The organism is Sulfitobacter albidus, from assembly GCF_018200035.1.
GTDB lineage: Bacteria > Pseudomonadota > Alphaproteobacteria > Rhodobacterales > Rhodobacteraceae > Sulfitobacter > Sulfitobacter albidus.
The window spans coordinates 2,049,293-2,066,183 of sequence record NZ_CP073581.1 but is presented as its reverse complement, the minus strand read 5'-3'; the positions used below and the strand labels follow the sequence as shown (position 1 = coordinate 2,066,183).

The following is a 16,891-nucleotide window of genomic DNA, read 5'->3' as shown; positions in this document are numbered from 1 at the left end:
TCTCTTTTCTATATGGATCAGGCCGCGGCGGCCTCATCGTCCCGCAGGGTGTGGATGGACGCGGCAAGTTTGGCGATTTCGCGGCGCAACGGGCTTTTCGCGGCAGAGCTTGCCAGCGGCAGCCCGTGGTCGTTGGCCTGCGTGATCGGCTTGCCGCCGTCGGGCAGTTGCAGATCAATCGCGATGCCAAGGCTTTCGGCCAGACGCTTTACCCGGCTCTTGGCGCTCAGATCGGTGAACTTGGGCGCGCGGTTGAGCACATATCGCAGCTTTTCAACCGGCAGCTCCTCGGATTGCAGCGCGCGTTTGAAGCGCAGCGTGTTCTGGGCCGACCGCATGTCGAGCTCGAGCGTGGCGAAGTAGATATGCGCGTTGGTCAGCACGGTTTCGGACCACTGCACCAGCGTCGAGGGCATATCGACGATCACGTAGTCGAACTGGTTGCGCGCCATGTTGAGCACGCGGTTGATGTCCTCGGCAGTGATCAGATCCAGCGGCAACATGTCCGACGGGGCCGTCAGCACGTGCAGCTTGTCCTCATAGGTCAGCAGCGCCTGGCCAAAGATCTCTTCGTCCATGCTTTCGGTATCCGACAGCATTTCATAGACCACTTCGCGGCGCGGCAGGTCGAGGAAGGTCGACACCGACCCGTATTGCAGATCGAAATCCAGCAGGCAGACCTTGGGATTGTCGCGCTTGGCGACGGTTGCGAGTTCCCACGCAAGGTTGACGGCAAGCGTCGTTGCACCGGTGCCGCCGGCAAGGCCGTGCACCACGATCAGCGCGCCGTCCTTTTGCGCCCCGGCCTTCAGCGACGGGCCGTCGGCGGCGGCGGGCACGGGGGCGGGATCGGGGGTGCGGATCCGTTCGACGGCCTGCGCCAATTCGCCTTCTGGCAGCGGGTAGGGCACGAATTCATCCGCACCGCCGCGCAGCAGCGAATGCAGCGCGCCCGGTGTGACGTCCTCGGCGATCAGCACGACCTTGATGTTTCGCTTCTTGGCCGCCGTGATGATCTCGCTCATCATCGGCAGGTTGTCTTCGTCCTCTTCGTCCATGGCGAGGGCGATGAATTCCATGCCGGCGGCTTCGGGCTGGCCGAAGAAAGCGAGCGCCTCGGCAAATCCCAGATCGCCCCAGCTTTCGCCGAGGATGGTTTCCATATCCTCGATCAACAGATCGAAGTTCTGAACGTCGCGGCTGACGGTACAGGCAAGAATCGCGGCCTGTTCGGGTTGTGGCATGGTGCTGCTCATCGCCAAATATCCTTCTGTTTCCGTGGCCAAGGTACTGATCTGGCGCGATTATATGTCCGCGTTTCAATCAGGGGCCGTGGGGTGCCCCGATCCGTGAACGCACGGGGGAGGGGCTTTCTGCTAGGGATATCTATGGCGTCGCTTTGGGGCGAGATTTGGGCCGGATTGCCGCCATTGTTTGATTTGGTGAAACCATGACGGGTAATGCGGGGGGATTGTTCATCCCTTTATCCGGTTGTTGAAACGTCAAGGACCGCAGGCGATGCTGCGGTCCTTGCTCGTTCGTGTGGTGCGGTCGATCTATTCGGCGGCGTTGCCGATGCCGCTCACTTCGGTCGACGACAGGGTCGAGACGGGCGTCGCGCTGGCCACATAATCGCGGTAGATGATCTGCGCGTATTTGCCATCCAGAACGGTGGGGTGGCGTTTCACAAACCCGCTGACTTCGGTCACGGTGCGGCGATTCTTGCGCTCGCGGCCTTGGGTGACGACAAGCGGTTGTGTCTCGCCAAAGGAGACAACGGCCTCAAGCCGGCTGGTGCTGATGCCTTGCGTCGACAGGTAATGCACGACAGCGCGGGCGCGGCGCAGGCCGAGCGATTTGTTGAAGCGGTTGGAGCCGACGGCATCCGTGTGCCCGTAGACCTTGAAACGGATCTCCGGGAATTGACGGATCCAGCCCGCCTGGCGGCGCAGGATCGTCTGCGCCGTAGCATCAAGCTGGGCAGAGTTGAACGCAAAGTTCACCGTGCTGTCCACTTCGGCGGCAAAGCGTTTGGCCAGATCAAAGGTGTACTGACGCTCGCCGGTCATCACCAGCCTGTTGTTGAGCGTGGCATTCCCGAAATCGCCCGAGTCGACCAGTGCACCGGCTTCGGAGTAGAACTGGGTGTAGACCGCATCATCGCTGGTGGTCGAACACGCGGCCAATCCCAGCACCGCAGTGCACAGGCCGATTGCCTTGAGTTTCGGAGCTTTCACGCTGTGCATCTCATCAATCCAGTACATAGCCATAAGACCCGGTAAAGTCCTGTTTGGCAACCTCGCCCGCGGCCCCCTTGCTGGGGGTGCGCGTGCCGGCGGCGGTACGGCCGTTCAGGAACAGGTCTTTTTCGGTGGGGGGTCTGATGCGATCGGTCGGCAGGGCAAGCGCTTCACCCCGTGTCGGCGTCACCAGATGGGCGCTGATGATGATGACCAGCTCGGTCTGGCTGCGCTGGTAGGCGGCACTGCGGAAAAGCGCGCCCAGCACCGGCACATCGCCAATCCACGGCAGCTGCGACGAGCTGTCGGTGAAATCATCCTGCAACAGCCCCGCGATGGCAAAGCTTTCGCCGTCGCGCATCTCGACCGTGGTGGAGGTCTCGCGGCGCGAGAAGGCGTTGATCGAGAATCCGCCGTCCAGCGTGATGCCGTTCGAGGGATCGATGGCCGACACGGCGGCCTTGAGCTCAAGATTGATGAGGTCCTTGTCGACCACCCGTGGCACGAACGCGAGCTCAACGCCGAAGGGTTTGAATTCAACGGAAATCCGGTCATCCGACTGGGCGACCGGGATGGGGAATTCACCGCCCGCGAGGAATTTCGCCTCCTGACCCGAAAGGGCCGTCAGGTTCGGCTCCGCCAGGAAGCGCACGACGCCCTTGGCCTCAAGCGCCTCAAGCAGGATGCCCACCTGTGTGGAGCCTGCGTTGAACCCGAACAGGATCGCGCCATTGTTGGTGTTGGCCGCGGGCAGGGAGCCCGTCAGCCCACCGGCTGCCGCACCGCTGGTGACAAGGCTTCCGGTGCCGCCCCGCACGCCAAGATCGCTGCCGATCCCGCCACCGAGCGCCAGCGAAGAGCTGAGCGATTTGGAGACCGACCGCTGCATTTCAGCAAAGCGTACCTTGAGCATGACTTGCTGGATGCCGCCGACGCTCATCAGATTGGACACGCGTTGTGGCGCGTAGCGTTCCGCCAGATCCAGCGCGCGCTGAAGCTTTTGCGAGGACGACACGATGCCCGACAGAACGATGCCGTCGTTGGCCGAGCGGACCTCGATGCGCTCACCGGGCAGGATCTGCCGCAGGCGCTGTTTGAATTCCGACAGATCGGGAGTGACCTGAACCTCGACGTTGGTTATCAGCCGGCCGGCTGCATCGAAAAGGGTCAATGTGGTGGTGCCCGGCGACTTGCCCAGAACGTAGATCGTGCGGTCCGACAGGGACGACAGATCGGCAATCGCGGCGTTGGCGATGCTGAGTTCGGCAAAGGGTGTATCGCTTTCGACGACAATCGCGCGGTTCAGAGGCACTTGCAACTTGCTGCTTGTGCCGCTTTTGACGACCCGCAGCTGGTCTGCCTGTGCCACGCTGGGCAGGGTCATCGCGAACGCGGATGCACCGATCGTCAGCCCCAGCAGGGCTGCCTTCAGAAATCTATCAATTTTCATGTGACCTGCCTTTTATGATCACGCCTCAGGGTAGGGTCTTTTCGCCCGTCGTTTCTATCACCCTGCGGCAATTCCCGATTTTTTGCAATATTCAATAGATTCGGGGGCAAAGCTTATGTGGATAAATGGCAACAACCCCAAAAAGCAAAGGCGCCGACCCTGGGAAGGGGCGGCGCCTCATTGTGTCGGGATGCGATCCCGGCGGATCAGTTGGTGCAGGGGATCGGCAGATTGACCACCTCGGCCCCGCGACGGGTACGGATCGTGCAGACCCGCTCCTTGGGCGCTTCGGGGGCTTTCGCCTCTTCGGTGATGCCCAGGAGGTCGCGCTGGTCGACCTCGATGCTTTCGGCGATCACGTCGTCACCCGCGCCGACCAGAGCCAGCGACAGACGGCCCGTGGATTGCGCCTGTGCCAGCGATGCCACCTGATTGGGGCTGACGGCCACGGTCACCGTCCGAGCGATCAAGGCGCCTTCAAGCTCGCCGGAGCGCTGGTCGATAGCGATCAGTTGCACATTGTTTTCGATCAGCTTGGTGACGTCGCCACGGTTTTGTCCGCCACCGGTGCGACCGGTCCAGTAGACGTCAACGGTATCGCCCGGTCGCAGGAAGCCGGACACGCCCGAGGACACATCGACCTTGATCGCAAAGGCGCGCATGCCGCGCTCGAGCCGCGATGTCAGGCCCGCATCCTCGCCGGGCAGGGTCACCTTGACCGCCAGCAGCGCCTCGTCCTTTTCGATCGGGCGCAGCACGATGCGGTGCTCGTCGGTGTTTTCCGGGAAGATCGACGTCTCGTCGCCAAATGTGCCCTCGGGGATGGCGGTGACCGGGAATTCCACCGGCCGCACATCTTCTTTTTCGAGTTTCTCGCCGTATTTCAACTGGCGCGTCGCGACATAGACGGTCTGTGTCGGGACGATCTTTTGCTTGGCCGCTTCGGCGCGGGCAATGGCATTCTTGTACTGGCCGATCTGATCTTTCGCGAGATATACCGCACCGCCCGCCAAGGCGATACCGACCAACAGCACGAGCCCAAATATCATACGCATGTTCGTGTTCCTCTTACCTCAAGAACCGGCAGGGCCGGAACAATTATCACTCTCAGGCAAATCTGGCCCGGAATTTTGGTTTTTTTGGGCCGCTGGCGGGGTATTGGCGTGCCTATTCGCCAACCAGACCCATCACTGTTTCGACATCGGTGTCGGTCAGATAGGTGCCGACATTGTCGCCCACGCTACGGCTGCCTTGCTGGATCGACGCAAAGGATGCCAGGGCCAGTCCACAGACGGCAGCGGTCAACACGACCCAATCAACTGTTACGGCACCTTCTTCGTCTTTATGAAACGACGTGAGCATTTTTGGCATTGCTTTTCTTTCACTCGGTGGCACCGCTGAAAACGCGGGCGCCTGATACGGAAAAAGGGGGCTGCATTCCATGCAGAACGCAGCCCCCCTCTGAAGTCACGTGCTAAGCGATGCTTAGCTGACGTTCTTAATCTTCGGCAGCAGGTGCGCCAACGGTACCGATTGTCTGGTCGCCGAGGAATGTCGCGGTGTTCTCGGTCATGCTGGATGCACCGGTCTGGATCGAGCCGTAAGCGGCGATCGCCAGGCCAACAACGGCAGCTGTCAGAACAACCCAGTCAACAGTCACGGCGCCGGATTCGTCATTGCGGAAGTTTTTCAGAAATTTCATCATTGTAGTGTCCCTCCAAAGGATCAGTAAGTTAGGTTTCCAACCTTGCCCTGCGTTCCGGCCCGCTCTCATTCAGGCCTGCTTGACTTGGTATGACGCTATATAGCCGGATGAATGGGGCAGGAGTTTGGCGGCAAATATGGCATTTGGCCTATCAACCATTTTTTCCGCGATTTTCTTTCAAACATCTGATTTGAAATGGTTTTTGATTTCTCGGCGTTCCGAGAAAGTTAACGGATGCGGCTCAAACACCTCAATTGAGGCAAATTCGTCAGGTTTGGGTGCCGCATTTGCTGGTTTGGGAGGGCTTTTTCAGGGATGCTGGAGGAAAGATCGGACAAAAGTCCTTCAGCCAGAGCAGGTAAATCATGACCCTTCGCCAGATCCTGGCCCTTTGCGCCTGTGCCGCGATGATTCCGGCCGGGCCGCTGCGGGCCGAAACCCCCGCACCCTTTCCCCAGTTCGAGCCAAAGTTCGTCAAACCGCCCAAGGCGGGCACACGCAAGAAGGCCAAGGTGCGCATCAACCGCCCCAGTTTTGGCGCGCCCGCCGCGGTGCCGGTGCCCGCAGCGCAGGCGCCGACGGTTGCCGCTGATCCATCGGGTGCAATCGCCCGACCCAAGGCGGGCGCCTACACTTGGTTCTGGAATGAGGTGTCGCCCGAGGCGGCGCAGTCCGGCCCCGGCAGGTTGGAAGTCGCGATGACGGCGCTGGCGAGCGCCACGTCAAAGGTGCCGGCGCCGCGTCTGCAACAGATGCAGGAGATCGCGGTGCAGCACGGCGTCGATATTCTGCGCGCCTCTGTCGGCACGCAGGTCTCGCCCGCGCTGGCGCTTGCGGTGATCTCGGTCGAGTCGTCGGGACGCACGGAGGTTGTCAGCTCTGCAGGTGCGCAAGGTTTGATGCAACTGATGCCCGCGACGGCAGAGCGTTTTGGCGTCACCGACCGCACGGTGCCTGAGCAGAATATCTCCGGCGGGATAAAGTACCTCGATTGGCTGATGGGCGAATTCGCGGGCGATCCGATACTGGTGCTGGCAGGATACAATGCGGGCGAGGGATCGGTGCGCAAACACGCGGGCGTGCCGCCCTTTGCGGAAACGCGCGATTACGTGCCCAAGGTGCTGGCGGCGTTTCAGGTCGCGCGGGGCCTGTGCAAGACGCCGCCGCAGCTGATCTCGGACGGCTGTGTGTTCCACACGATGAAATAACCGCGCTGGTCAAAATTTCAAAGAAATTTTGGGCCCAAAGTTTTACGTAAAACTTTGCGGCGCTCAGACGTTGAAGGCATCGCTCCAATCAGGATGGCGGCGGCGCATCGCGTTGACGAAGGGGCACAGCGGCACGATCCGGAACCCTTCGCTATGGGCATCGGCCACCAGACGCTCCACCAATCGCTGGCCCGCCCCCGTTCCCGACAGCGCCTCTGGCACCGCGGTGTGATCCGCGATGACCTGGGTTGCGCCAAGCTGCGAGTAGGTAAGCTCCGCCTCATGCCCGTCCACGCGCAACACGTAGCGCCCACCCGAGCCGGTCGTCTCGCGCGTGATCTCGGGCTCAGTCGACAAGCGTGGCCTCGGTCGCGGCGCGCAATTCGTCTTCGGTGACGCCCTCGGCACATTCGACGATGCGCAATCCGCCCTCGACAACGTCGAGCACCCCCATATTGGTGATGATGCGGTCGACCACGCCTTTACCGGTCAGCGGCAGGGTGCATTCGCGCAGCAGCTTGCTTTCCCCGTGTTTGTTGGCGTGATCCATCACGACGATCACGCGGCCGACGCCGGCCACCAGATCCATCGCGCCGCCCATGCCCTTGACCAGCTTGCCGGGGATCATCCAGTTTGCCAGATCGCCGTTTTCGGCCACTTCCATGGCGCCAAGGATGGCCGCGGCGATCTTGCCCCCGCGGATCATGCCAAAGGAGGTGGCACTGTCGAAATAGGCCGTGCGGTTCAGCTCGGTGATGGTCTGCTTGCCCGCGTTGATCAGGTCGGGGTCTTCTTCGCCCTCGAAGGGGAAGGGGCCCATGCCCAGCATCCCGTTTTCCGATTGCAGGGTGATGTCCTTGTCACCCACGTAGTTGGCCACCAGCGTCGGAATGCCGATGCCGAGGTTGACGTACATGCCGTCCTCAAGCTCTTGTGCCGCGCGTTCGGCCATTTGATTGCGGTCCCACATGGATCAGGCCTCCTCTTTCTTGCGCGTGGTGCGCTGTTCGATGCGCTTTTCGTGCGTGCCCTGTACGATGCGGTGCACGTAGATGCCGGGCAGGTGGATATGATCGGGATCAAGGCTGCCCTTGGGCACGATTTCCTCGACCTCGGCGATGCACACGCGACCACACATGGCGGCGGGCGGGTTGAAGTTGCGCGCGGTCTTGCGGAAGATCAGGTTGCCGGTCTCATCCGCCTTCCAGGCCTTCACGATCGACAGATCGGCAAAGATCCCCTCTTCGAGGATGTAATCTTCACCCCCGAATTGCTTGACCTCTTTGCCCTCGGCGATCTGGGTGCCGACGCCGGTCTTTGTATAAAAGCCGGGGATGCCGCAGCCGCCGGCGCGCATACGCTCGGCCAAGGTGCCCTGCGGGTTGAATTCCAGCTCGAGCTCACCGGAGAGGTACTGGCGCATGAATTCCGCGTTCTCGCCCACGTAGGAAGAGATCATTTTCTTGACCTGCTTGGTCTGCAGCAGGATCCCGATGCCAAAATCATCCACGCCCGCATTGTTGGAGGCAAATGTCAGATCCTTGGTGCCCGCATCGCGGATCGCGGCCAGCAGCAGTTCGGGAATGCCGCACAGACCGAAACCGCCCGAGGCGATCAACATGCCGTCCTCAAGAACCCCCTCCAGGGCCTCGGCGGCGGTGGCGTAGACTTTCTTCATCGGAAGGGGTCCCCCTGTTGTGACGTGGTGCAGGGGTTGTGCCGCATCGCATGGCGGAAAGTCAATTGGATGCGGCGCTGCGGCGAAGGTCGCCGCAGCGGGGGTGCGATCAGATGATGCGCACCTGCGTGCCCACGGGGGCCAGTGCGAAGAGCTCTTCGACCATGTGGTTATACAGGCCAATGCAGCCCGATGACGACTGCCGCCCGATCTTGCGCGTGTCGTGCGTGCCGTGAATCAGATAGGCGGGCCAGCTGAGATACATCGCGTGGGTGCCCAGCGGATTGCCGGGGCCGGGGGGCATGTATTCCAGTGTCGGATCTTCCTTGAGCATGTTGGGCGTGGGCGTCCAGTCGGGGCCGACACGCTTGCGCACGATCTCGGTATAGCCGCGCTTGGTCAGCTCGTCGGTGCGGGGCACGGAGGTGGGGTAGACGTTGTAGATCTGGCCGTCCCCGCTCCAGAAATGCAGCGCGCGCGACGTGGTGTCGGCGACGATGCTGGCCGCGCCAAGCTTGTCGAAGTGGTCCTGCCAGCGCTGGGGCACAAAGCTGGCGGTGTTGCGGCGCACGCCGGTGTTGCTGGGGCGCACATCCTGCGCCAGCGCAAGCGACGGCGCGCTGAGCGCGGCGGTGGTCAGGCCGATCATGTGCCGGCGGGTGAGGGGCGGTCGGGTCATTTCTGCTCCTTCGTCAATAATCTTCGCTTTGACGCGTATATAGGGAGCGGGCGGCTGAATTGCGCCTGACATTCGCGTGATCCATGCGCCCGTCGGCGCTTATTTGCCGGCATGTGCGGCGCGCATACCGTCCATCCCCGCCTGCATGAACGGCCCGAAATCGCGGCGCAGGTAGCTGGCGATAAACGGACGCGCGACAAATACAGCAGGCTTGACGTTGTAGTCCCAGATCACCTCAACGCTATCGCCCTGCGGGACATAGCGAAACTCACCCTTGATGTGATCGACGAACCGGCCCGCGGGCGCGGTGATGTTCCAGATCTGATAGGTGAATTGGTCCGGCTCATTGATCAGCACCCGCTCCAGCACTCTATCGCCACCGTCGAGATCGACGCGCCGCACGGCGCCGACCTGCGGCCAGTCGCCCGAGAGCACTTCGATGCCGATCAGCGCCGGGATCGCGTCGGTGGGGGTGACAAAATCGGTGATCGGGTTGGCGTCAAAGAACGCGCGCACCTGCGCGACGCTGCCGGGAAAGACCGCCCGTTCGGTGTTGGTTTGATAGAGCTTGTCGGCGGCCAGCGGGGGCGGTGGGACATCCGCCTGCGACGGGCTGGCGAATGACACGAAGGCGGCGGCAACGAGAGCGCGGGGGCGAAGGGGCATGGGGGATCTCCTTTGATACGAATGTCGTAGTATATTGTACGAATACCGTAGTAAATGAGATCACACCTTGCGTATTCAAGGACCATTGGCGAAAAAACCCGATGAGCCGCGAACAAGACCTTCTGGAAATTGTGCAACTGCTGATGCGTGTCATGCTGGTGAGCGAACGCACCGCGCCCGCGCATCAACACGTCGTCAAATTCAATATGCTGGATTTTCAGCTGCTTGGTGCGCTGCGTGAGGCGCCGTCGCTGCGCGCCACAGCCTTGGCCGAGCGTCTGGGCATCGCCCCCACCACCATGAGCAGCGTGATCGCCCGCCTCAGGGGCCGGGGTCTGCTGGCGCGCGAAAAGTCAAAGGACGACAGGCGCGCGTTTGATATTTCGCTGACGACAGACGGGCGGCGGGTCGCGGATGCCATTGCCCAACAGGACATCGCCAACATGCGCCTGTTTTTGTCCGCGTTGCCTGAGGCGGATCAAGACAGGCTGCTGCACCTGCTGGGGCAGGTCGCCCAGCGGGTGCAATCGCTCGAAGAAGGGGGCTCAACCGCCTAGTCGTCGCTGGTTTTCTTGGCCGCTGGTTTCTTTTTGGCGGCGGGTTTTTTCTTGGCCGCCGGTTTCTTTTTCGGCGCGGCCTTCTTCTTGGGCGCAACCTTCTTGCCGGATTTTGCGGCCCGTTCGTCGATCAGATGCACGGCCTGGGCCATGGTGATCTCTTCGGGGTCGACCTCTTCGGGGATGGTCGCGTTGATCTTTTCCCATTTCACGTAAGGGCCGTATTTGCCCTTCATCACGTTGACCGGGCCGCCGACCTCGGGGTGCTCGCCCAGCTCGCGCAGGGGTTTTGCCGCCTGTCCGCGCCCGCCACGGCTCGCCACTTTTTCGGCCAGCAACTGCACGGCGCGGTTCATGCCCACGGTCCAGACCTCGTCGATGCCTTCAAGATTGGCGTTGGTCCCGCCCTTGTGAGACGTCGACTCGGCGTGCTTGAGGTAGGGGCCGTAGCGCCCGATATTGGCCCAGACCATCACGCCGTCCTCGGGGTGTGGCCCGATCTCGCGCGGCAGGCTCAACAGCATGACGGCGCGGTCCAGCTCCAGCTCCTCGGGCTCCCAGTCTTTTGGGACCGACTGGCGCGGCGGTTTCTTGACCTCTTCGGTGACGTCGCCGCGCTGCACGTAGGGGCCAAAGCGGCCCTTGAACACGCGGATCTCGTCGCCCTGATCCTCGCCCAACAGCTTGCCTTCGGGCGGGATGGCCGAGGCTTCGGCTTCCGGATCCGGCGGGCCGAAGGGGCGGGTATAGCGGCACTCGGGGTAGTTCGAGCAGCCGATGAACGCCCCGCCCGATCGCGCGGTGCGCATGCTCAGCCGTCCCGCGCCGCAGTTCGGGCAGAGGCGCGGGTCGGTTCCGTCCTCGGTCGGCGGGAAGAGATGCGGCGCCAGCACGTCGTTGATCTTTTCCAGCACTTCGGTGATGCGCAGATCGGCCGTTTCCGCAATCGCGGCGGAGAAATCGCGCCAGAAGCGATCCAGCACCTTCTTGTAATCCGCATCCCCGGCGGAGACATGATCCAGCTGATCCTCAAGATCGGCGGTGAAATCATAGCCGATGTAGCGTCGGAAGTAATTCTCAAGGAAGGCCGTCACCAGCCGCCCCTTGTCCTCGGGGATCAGCCGCTGGCCCTCGCGGCGCACGTAGCCGCGGTCCTGAATGGTGGTGACGATGCTCGCGTAGGTCGACGGACGCCCGATACCGAGCTCTTCCATGCGTTTGACCAGCGTGGCCTCGGTGTAGCGTGGGGGTGGTTGGGTGTGGTGCTGGCTGCCCAGCACGGCTGCGCCCTCTGCCAGCAGCGCGCCGGATTTGCGGTGCATGCCCTTGGACGCGCCGCCGGTGTCGCCATCGTCGAGCACGTCGCCGTCCACGACCCCTTCGGCCTTGTCGAAATCCGCCCGAAGCGCTGTCGCGGGCGCCTTGCCCAGCTTGTCGCCCTGATCGATCTGCGGCAGGCGTTTGTCATCGTCGTCGCCCGAGACGTCGTCGCGCCCTTCTTCATAGACCTTCAGAAACCCGTCAAAGATCATCACCTGACCGCTGGCGCGCAGGCCGACCTGACGGTCTGCGCTGCCGATCTCGACGGTGGTGCGCTCGAACCGCGCGGTTTCCATCTGGCAGGCGAGGGTGCGTTTCCAGATCAGATCATAGAGCTTGCGCTGATCGTCGTCCTTGAGGCTCAGCGATCCGGCGTCCTTTGTCATGTCGGTGGGGCGCACACATTCGTGGGCCTCCTGCGCGTTCTTTGCCTTGTTTTTGTAGACGCGCGGCTTGTCGGGCACGTATTTGCTGCCGTAGCGGTCGGTGATCGCATCGCGCGCCATGGTCACGGCCTCGGGCGCCATGTCGATGCCGTCGGTCCGCATGTAGGTGATGTGCCCGGCCTCGTAGAGGCGCTGCGCCGTGCTCATGGTCTGGCGCGCGCCCATGCCGAATTTGCGGCTCGCCTCCTGCTGCAGGGTCGAGGTCATGAAGGGGGCCGACGGGTTGCGCGAGGTCGGCTTTGCCTCGACGCTGGTGACGGTCAGATCACGCGAGGCCACGGCCTGCACGGCCATTTCGGCCTGCGTGGCGTCGGCAAGGTCGAATTTATCGAGTTTCTTGCCGGTCAGCTCGGTCAGCCGCGCCTCGAACTCCTGTCCCGAGGGGGTGGTCAGCAGCGCCTTGACCGACCAGTATTCGCGGGGCCGGAAGGCTTCGATCTCCATCTCGCGCTCGACGATGAGGCGCAGGGTGACCGATTGCACGCGGCCCGCGGATTTTGCGCCCGGCAGCTTGCGCCACAGCACTGGCGAGAGGTTGAAGCCCACCAGATAATCGAGCGCGCGGCGCGCCAGATACGCCTCCACCAGCGGCATATCGACCTGGCGCGGGTTCTTCATCGCGTCCGTGACGGCCTTTTGCGTGATCTGGTTGAACACCACGCGGCTGACGGGCGTGTCCTTCTTGATCGACTTGCGTTTCGTGAGCGCCTCTTGCAGGTGCCAGCTGATCGCTTCGCCCTCGCGGTCGGGGTCGGTGGCGAGGATGAGTTCGTTGTCGTCTTTCAGCGCATCTGCGATCGCCTTGACGTGTTTTTTGCTGTCCGACGCTATCTCCCACAGCATGTCGAAATCATTATCGGTATCGACCGAGCCATCCTTGGGCGGCAGATCCCGCACGTGGCCGTATGAGGCGAGAACGGTGAAATTATCCCCCAGATATTTGTTGATCGTCTTGGCCTTGGCAGGAGATTCGACAACAACTACTGGCATTTAATTCATGTCCTTGGGTCAGGGTCTGGGCTGCGTCTAAGGCCACTCAGATGTGCTGCGCAAGGGGGAATTGTCAATCCCCCGCACCGAGAGCGTGCCGGGAAGAGCGGCGTCAGAGCCTGTGCAAAGGGTCAGTCGATCCGCGACAAAAGCCCGCCCGCGCTGCGGTTGATGCGCCCGTCAAGCTCAAGCTCGACAAGGGCGGGGGCCACGGCGCCGGGAGGCACGGCCAGATCACGAATGAGCTGATCCTCGGCCACCGGGGAGGGGCCAAGCCGCTGCAGGATCGACAGGTGCAGTGCCGCCGCTTCACGCAGGCCGCGCGGCTTTCTTGCGGGGGTCGGGCGCGGTTCGGCAAAGGGCAGTTCGGGCGTGTCGCGGTCCAGCGCGCTGAGCGCCTCGATCACATCCGCCGCGCTGCGGATCAGCGTGGCACCGTCGCGGATCAGCATGTTGGTGCCCGATGCGCGGGCGTCGAACGGATGGCCCGGCACGGCCAGCACCTCGCGCCCCTGATCGAGCGCGTCGCGCGCCGTGATCAGGCTGCCCGACCGCGCGGCGGCCTCGACCACCACGGTAGCACGGCTGAGGCCCGAAATGATGCGGTTGCGTTTGGGAAAATGGCGCGCCATCGGTTGCAGACCCATGGCCTGCTCGCTCAGCCGCAGACCCTGATCCGCGATTCTGCCGGCCAGTTCGGTATTCTCGGCGGGGTACATGACATCCACGCCGCCGGCCTGCACGGCGATGGTGCCGTGGGGCAGGGCGGCCAGATGGGCCGCCGCATCGATCCCCCGCGCAAGGCCCGAGACCACGACAAATCCCGCCTCCCCCAGCTCATGCGCGAGGCTGCGCGCCATGCGGGTGCCCAGCGAGGAGGCATTGCGCGCCCCAACGAGCGAGATCATCGGTCGGGCGAGCAGACCCGGATCGCCGATCAGCCACAGAAAGGGCGGCGCATCGTCCAACTCGCGCAGCGCTGCGGGGTAGGTGGGGTGATTGATGTCCAGCAGCTGCGCGCCTGCGGCCTTGGCCGCGCGCAGTTCTGCGTGAATGACGCCTTCGGGGCAGGCCTGGTATGAATTCACGCCCGCGGCGCGCGCCACCTCAGGCAGCGCGGCCAGCGCGTTCTGCGCAGTGCCGTGTTCGGTCAGCAGTCGTTTATACGTGGATACGCCGACCCGGCGCGAGCGCAACAGACGGAGACGGGCAAACTGTTCGTCTTCCGGGGTGGGTGGGAGTGGGGGGTGAGTGGAAGAAGGATTGTGGTCCCTGTCAGTCATCCCGATCTCCGTCCGTTGCTGGAATCAGGTATAGGTTTTAGTGGTTAACAGGGTGTGAATGAATTGAGTTCAAAGATCCGCATAGGGGCGGGCGTACCGGATATGCGCACACCAGAAAGTTGAGTCCTGCGCAATTTCAGGCAGATGCGCGCCCCTTGTTTTCTCAAAAAAAACTATTCGTCGGAAGCACCGCCAACGGTCAATCCGCCGATCATCAGTGTCGGTTGCCCGACGCCGACGGGCACCCATTGTCCCTGTTTGCCGCAATTGCCCATGCCGGGATCGAGCGCCGGGTCGTTTCCGATGGCGCGGATCTGCTTGAGCGCGGTCGCCCCGTCGCCGATCAGCGTCGCCCCCTTGACCGGCGCGCCGACGACGCCGTCCTTGACCCGGTAGGCCTCGGTGCAGGAGAACACGAACTTGCCGTTGGTGATATCGACCTGCCCACCACCGAATCCCACGGCATAGATCCCGTCGCGCAGGTCGGCCACGATATCGCCCGGCGCGGTATCGCCGCCCAGCATGTAGGTGTTGGTCATGCGCGGCATGGGAATATGGGCAAAGCTTTGACGCCGTCCGTTGCCGGTGCTTTTCACGCCCATCAGGCGCGCGTTCTGGCGGTCCTGCATGTAGCCGACCAGCTTGCCGTCCTCGATCAGCACGTTCTTGGCGCTGGGCGTGCCTTCATCATCGACCGAGATGCTGCCGCGCCGGTCGGGGATCGTGCCGTCGTCGAGCACGGTCACACCGGGGGCCGCGATCTGCTGACCCATCAGCCCGGCAAAGGCCGAGGCGCCCTTGCGGTTGAAATCGCCCTCCAGCCCGTGGCCGATGGCCTCGTGCAGCAGGATGCCCGGCCAGCCGGGGCCAAGGACCACATCCATCACGCCCGCAGGGGCTGGCACGGCGTCGAGGTTCACGACCGCCACGCGAAGCGCCTCGCGCGCCTTGGCCTGCCAGTCGTCGCGCGCGAGCAGCCCATCGAGCCCCACACGCCCGCCGCCGCCCGCCGTGCCGCTTTCGCGCCGCCCGTCCTGTTCAACGATGACCGAGATATTCACACGGGTCATCGGGCGGATATCGCGCACCGACGTGCCCTCGGGGCGCAGAATCTCGATCTCCTGGATGGAGGCGGCGATGGAGGCGCTGACCTGCACCACACGTTTGTCCAGCGCGCGGCAGAAATCATCGATCTCGCGCAGCGTGTCGACCTTTACGGCAAAGGCCGCGCCCGCGATGGGATCGCTGTCGGTATAGAGCTTTTGGTTTGTCGCAACCGGTGCATCCGCCCAGGTGCCGCCGCCGTCGCCCACCGCCAGCCGCGCGGTCTGTGCCGCCCGGCGCAGCGCCGCCTCGCTCAGCTCGGTCGAATGAGCGTAGCCCGCGACCTCGCCGCGCACGGCGCGCAGCCCGAAGCCTTCGGCGGCGTCATAGCTGGCGGTCTTGAGCCGCCCGTCGTCAAACATCAGCCCTTCCGAGCGGCGTCGCTCGAAAAACAGCTCCCCGTCGTCGGCACCGGCCACGGCGTCGCGCAGGATTTTCAGCGCCGCGTCGCGGTCAAGGGTCGTGTCAAGGGGGGCAAAGGGGGTGTCGGTCATGGTGGCGCGGCTCCTGTGGGTCTGCGGCCTTTCGCGTCCATCTGACGCAAGCATTAGGCTTTCTTTCACGGGAAAGATATGATTGTAAGGCGCCAGAAAACAACGCCCGGTCGCCAGCCGGCGCGCTACAGCCACCTAGGGTCAAGATTATCAGGACGGAAATGATGAAAAAGCACCTCTCACTTGCGGGCCTTTTGGCGTGCATCAGCAGCCTGCCAGCAATGGCGCAAAGCGTGGATCCACAAGGGCTTGAGGTTATCGGCAAGCCCGAAGATCGCGGCGTGGGCTTCCAGCCCGCCGTGACCGAGCTTGCTCGCGACCTGCAATGGCTCGACGGGATGATTCTCGTGATCATCACGATCATCAGCCTGTTCGTGACCGGCCTGCTGGCGTGGGTCGTCATCCGCTACAACCGCAAGCGTAACCCCGAGCCTGCGACCTTTACCCACCACACGCCGGTGGAAATCGCGTGGACAATCGTCCCCATCCTGATCCTCGTGGGGATTGGTGCATGGTCGCTGCCGATCCTTTTCCGCCAGCAGGAAATTCCTGTCGCGGATGTTACCGTGAAGGCGATCGGCAACCAGTGGTACTGGTCGTATGAATACGTCGATGAGGATTTCGGATTTGACAGCTACATGATTGGCGCGCCGGCACTGGGCGGCGACAACATGAAGACGCCCGAAGTCATCGAACAGCTTGAGGCTGCCGGCTACTCCGAGGAAGATTTCCTGCTGGCGACCGATACGGCCGTCGTGGTGCCCGTCGACAAGACGATCGTCGTGCAGGTGACCGGCTCTGACGTGATCCACTCCTGGACGATCCCCGCATTCGGCGTGAAACAGGATGCCGTGCCGGGTCGCCTGGCCGAGCTGTGGTTCAAGGCGGAGCAGGAAGGCGTGTACTTTGGCCAGTGCTCCGAGCTGTGCGGTATCGCCCACGCCTACATGCCCATCACGGTCAAGGTCGTGAGCCAAGAGGAATACGACGCCTGGCTTGAGCGTGCAAAAGCGGAATACGCCGGGATCGCGGCGCCATCGGCGCCGGTGCAACTGGCCGCCGCTGACTGAG

The 16,891-nt window shown here is 63.0% G+C and carries 17 protein-coding genes; 3 read left to right on the top strand and 14 right to left on the bottom strand.

Features of this window, described 5'->3' with window-relative positions; genetic code table 11:
* Positions 1 to 17: 17 nt before the first annotated feature.
* The 6 genes from KDD17_RS09925 to KDD17_RS09900 form a co-directional block, all read right to left on the bottom strand.
* A complete protein-coding gene (locus KDD17_RS09925; protein WP_212703521.1) occupies positions 18 to 1,256 on the bottom strand; it encodes a CpaE/TadZ family protein in 1,239 nt (412 codons plus the stop codon).
* Positions 1,257 to 1,556: 300 nt separating this feature from the next.
* Entirely contained in the window at positions 1,557 to 2,264 is a 708-nt protein-coding gene (locus tag KDD17_RS09920) for an OmpA family protein (protein WP_212706202.1), read from the bottom strand.
* Positions 2,251 to 3,690 carry a type II and III secretion system protein family protein gene (locus KDD17_RS09915; protein ID WP_212703520.1) on the bottom strand — a complete coding sequence of 480 codons (1,440 nt, stop codon included), beginning with the start codon at positions 3,688 to 3,690 and terminating at the stop codon, positions 2,251 to 2,253. The genes KDD17_RS09920 and KDD17_RS09915 overlap by 14 nt, the downstream gene beginning before the upstream one ends.
* A 206-nt stretch (positions 3,691 to 3,896) precedes the next feature.
* Positions 3,897 to 4,745, bottom strand: a complete 849-nt coding sequence (gene cpaB / locus KDD17_RS09910) for a Flp pilus assembly protein CpaB (protein WP_212703519.1) — start codon at positions 4,743 to 4,745, stop codon at positions 3,897 to 3,899.
* Positions 4,746 to 4,857: 112 nt separating this feature from the next.
* Positions 4,858 to 5,061, bottom strand: a complete 204-nt coding sequence (locus tag KDD17_RS09905; protein ID WP_212703518.1) for a Flp family type IVb pilin — start codon at positions 5,059 to 5,061, stop codon at positions 4,858 to 4,860.
* Between the two features lie 127 nt (positions 5,062 to 5,188).
* Positions 5,189 to 5,395, bottom strand: a complete 207-nt coding sequence (locus KDD17_RS09900) for a Flp family type IVb pilin (protein WP_212703517.1) — start codon at positions 5,393 to 5,395, stop codon at positions 5,189 to 5,191.
* A gap of 365 nt (positions 5,396 to 5,760) precedes the next feature.
* On the opposite strand from KDD17_RS09900, the gene KDD17_RS09895 reads away from it, so the two are divergent.
* Complete coding sequence (locus tag KDD17_RS09895) at positions 5,761 to 6,603, top strand: lytic transglycosylase domain-containing protein (RefSeq protein ID WP_212703516.1); 843 nt, start codon at positions 5,761 to 5,763, stop codon at positions 6,601 to 6,603.
* Between the two features lie 63 nt (positions 6,604 to 6,666).
* Here the strand turns inward: KDD17_RS09895 and KDD17_RS09890 are convergent, their stop codons facing one another.
* The 5 genes from KDD17_RS09890 to KDD17_RS09870 form a co-directional block, all read right to left on the bottom strand.
* Positions 6,667 to 6,960 carry a GNAT family N-acetyltransferase gene (locus KDD17_RS09890; RefSeq protein WP_212703515.1) on the bottom strand — a complete coding sequence of 98 codons (294 nt, stop codon included), beginning with the start codon at positions 6,958 to 6,960 and terminating at the stop codon, positions 6,667 to 6,669.
* Complete coding sequence (locus KDD17_RS09885; protein WP_212703514.1) at positions 6,950 to 7,573, bottom strand: CoA transferase subunit B; 624 nt, start codon at positions 7,571 to 7,573, stop codon at positions 6,950 to 6,952. Before KDD17_RS09885 ends, KDD17_RS09890 begins: the two co-directional genes overlap by 11 nt.
* Before the next feature lie 3 nt (positions 7,574 to 7,576).
* Positions 7,577 to 8,281, bottom strand: a complete 705-nt coding sequence (locus KDD17_RS09880; protein WP_212703513.1) for a CoA transferase subunit A — start codon at positions 8,279 to 8,281, stop codon at positions 7,577 to 7,579.
* 109 nt (positions 8,282 to 8,390) lie between these two features.
* Positions 8,391 to 8,960: a L,D-transpeptidase gene (locus KDD17_RS09875; RefSeq protein WP_212703512.1), complete on the bottom strand. Its 570-nt coding sequence runs from the start codon at positions 8,958 to 8,960 to the stop codon at positions 8,391 to 8,393.
* A gap of 99 nt (positions 8,961 to 9,059) precedes the next feature.
* Positions 9,060 to 9,626 carry an SRPBCC family protein gene (locus KDD17_RS09870; protein WP_212703511.1) on the bottom strand — a complete coding sequence of 189 codons (567 nt, stop codon included), beginning with the start codon at positions 9,624 to 9,626 and terminating at the stop codon, positions 9,060 to 9,062.
* A 101-nt stretch (positions 9,627 to 9,727) separates the two neighbouring features.
* Here KDD17_RS09870 and KDD17_RS09865 point away from each other — a divergent pair, with 101 nt between their 5' ends.
* On the top strand, positions 9,728 to 10,183 hold the full coding sequence (locus KDD17_RS09865; protein ID WP_212703510.1) for a MarR family winged helix-turn-helix transcriptional regulator: 456 nt from the start codon (positions 9,728 to 9,730) through the stop codon (positions 10,181 to 10,183).
* Here the strand turns inward: KDD17_RS09865 and topA are convergent.
* The 3 genes from topA to tldD all read right to left on the bottom strand — a co-directional run bounded on the left by topA (position 10,180) and on the right by tldD (position 15,820).
* The gene (topA, locus tag KDD17_RS09860; protein WP_212703509.1) at positions 10,180 to 12,939 is read right to left on the bottom strand and encodes a type I DNA topoisomerase; all 2,760 of its coding nucleotides are present in this window, start codon (positions 12,937 to 12,939) and stop codon (positions 10,180 to 10,182) included. The two genes, KDD17_RS09865 and topA, sit on opposite strands and share 4 nt — an antisense overlap.
* Positions 12,940 to 13,070: 131 nt before the next feature.
* The gene (dprA, locus tag KDD17_RS09855) at positions 13,071 to 14,222 is read right to left on the bottom strand and encodes a DNA-processing protein DprA (RefSeq protein ID WP_212703508.1); all 1,152 of its coding nucleotides are present in this window, start codon (positions 14,220 to 14,222) and stop codon (positions 13,071 to 13,073) included.
* 173 nt (positions 14,223 to 14,395) lie between these two features.
* A complete protein-coding gene (tldD, locus tag KDD17_RS09850) occupies positions 14,396 to 15,820 on the bottom strand; it encodes a metalloprotease TldD (RefSeq protein ID WP_212703507.1) in 1,425 nt (474 codons plus the stop codon).
* Positions 15,821 to 15,984: 164 nt separating this feature from the next.
* Here tldD and coxB point away from each other — a divergent pair, with 164 nt between their 5' ends.
* Positions 15,985 to 16,890 (top strand): cytochrome c oxidase subunit II, encoded by a 906-nt coding sequence (gene coxB / locus KDD17_RS09845; protein WP_212703506.1) that lies wholly within the window; start codon positions 15,985 to 15,987, stop codon positions 16,888 to 16,890.
* Position 16,891: the final 1 nt, after the last annotated feature.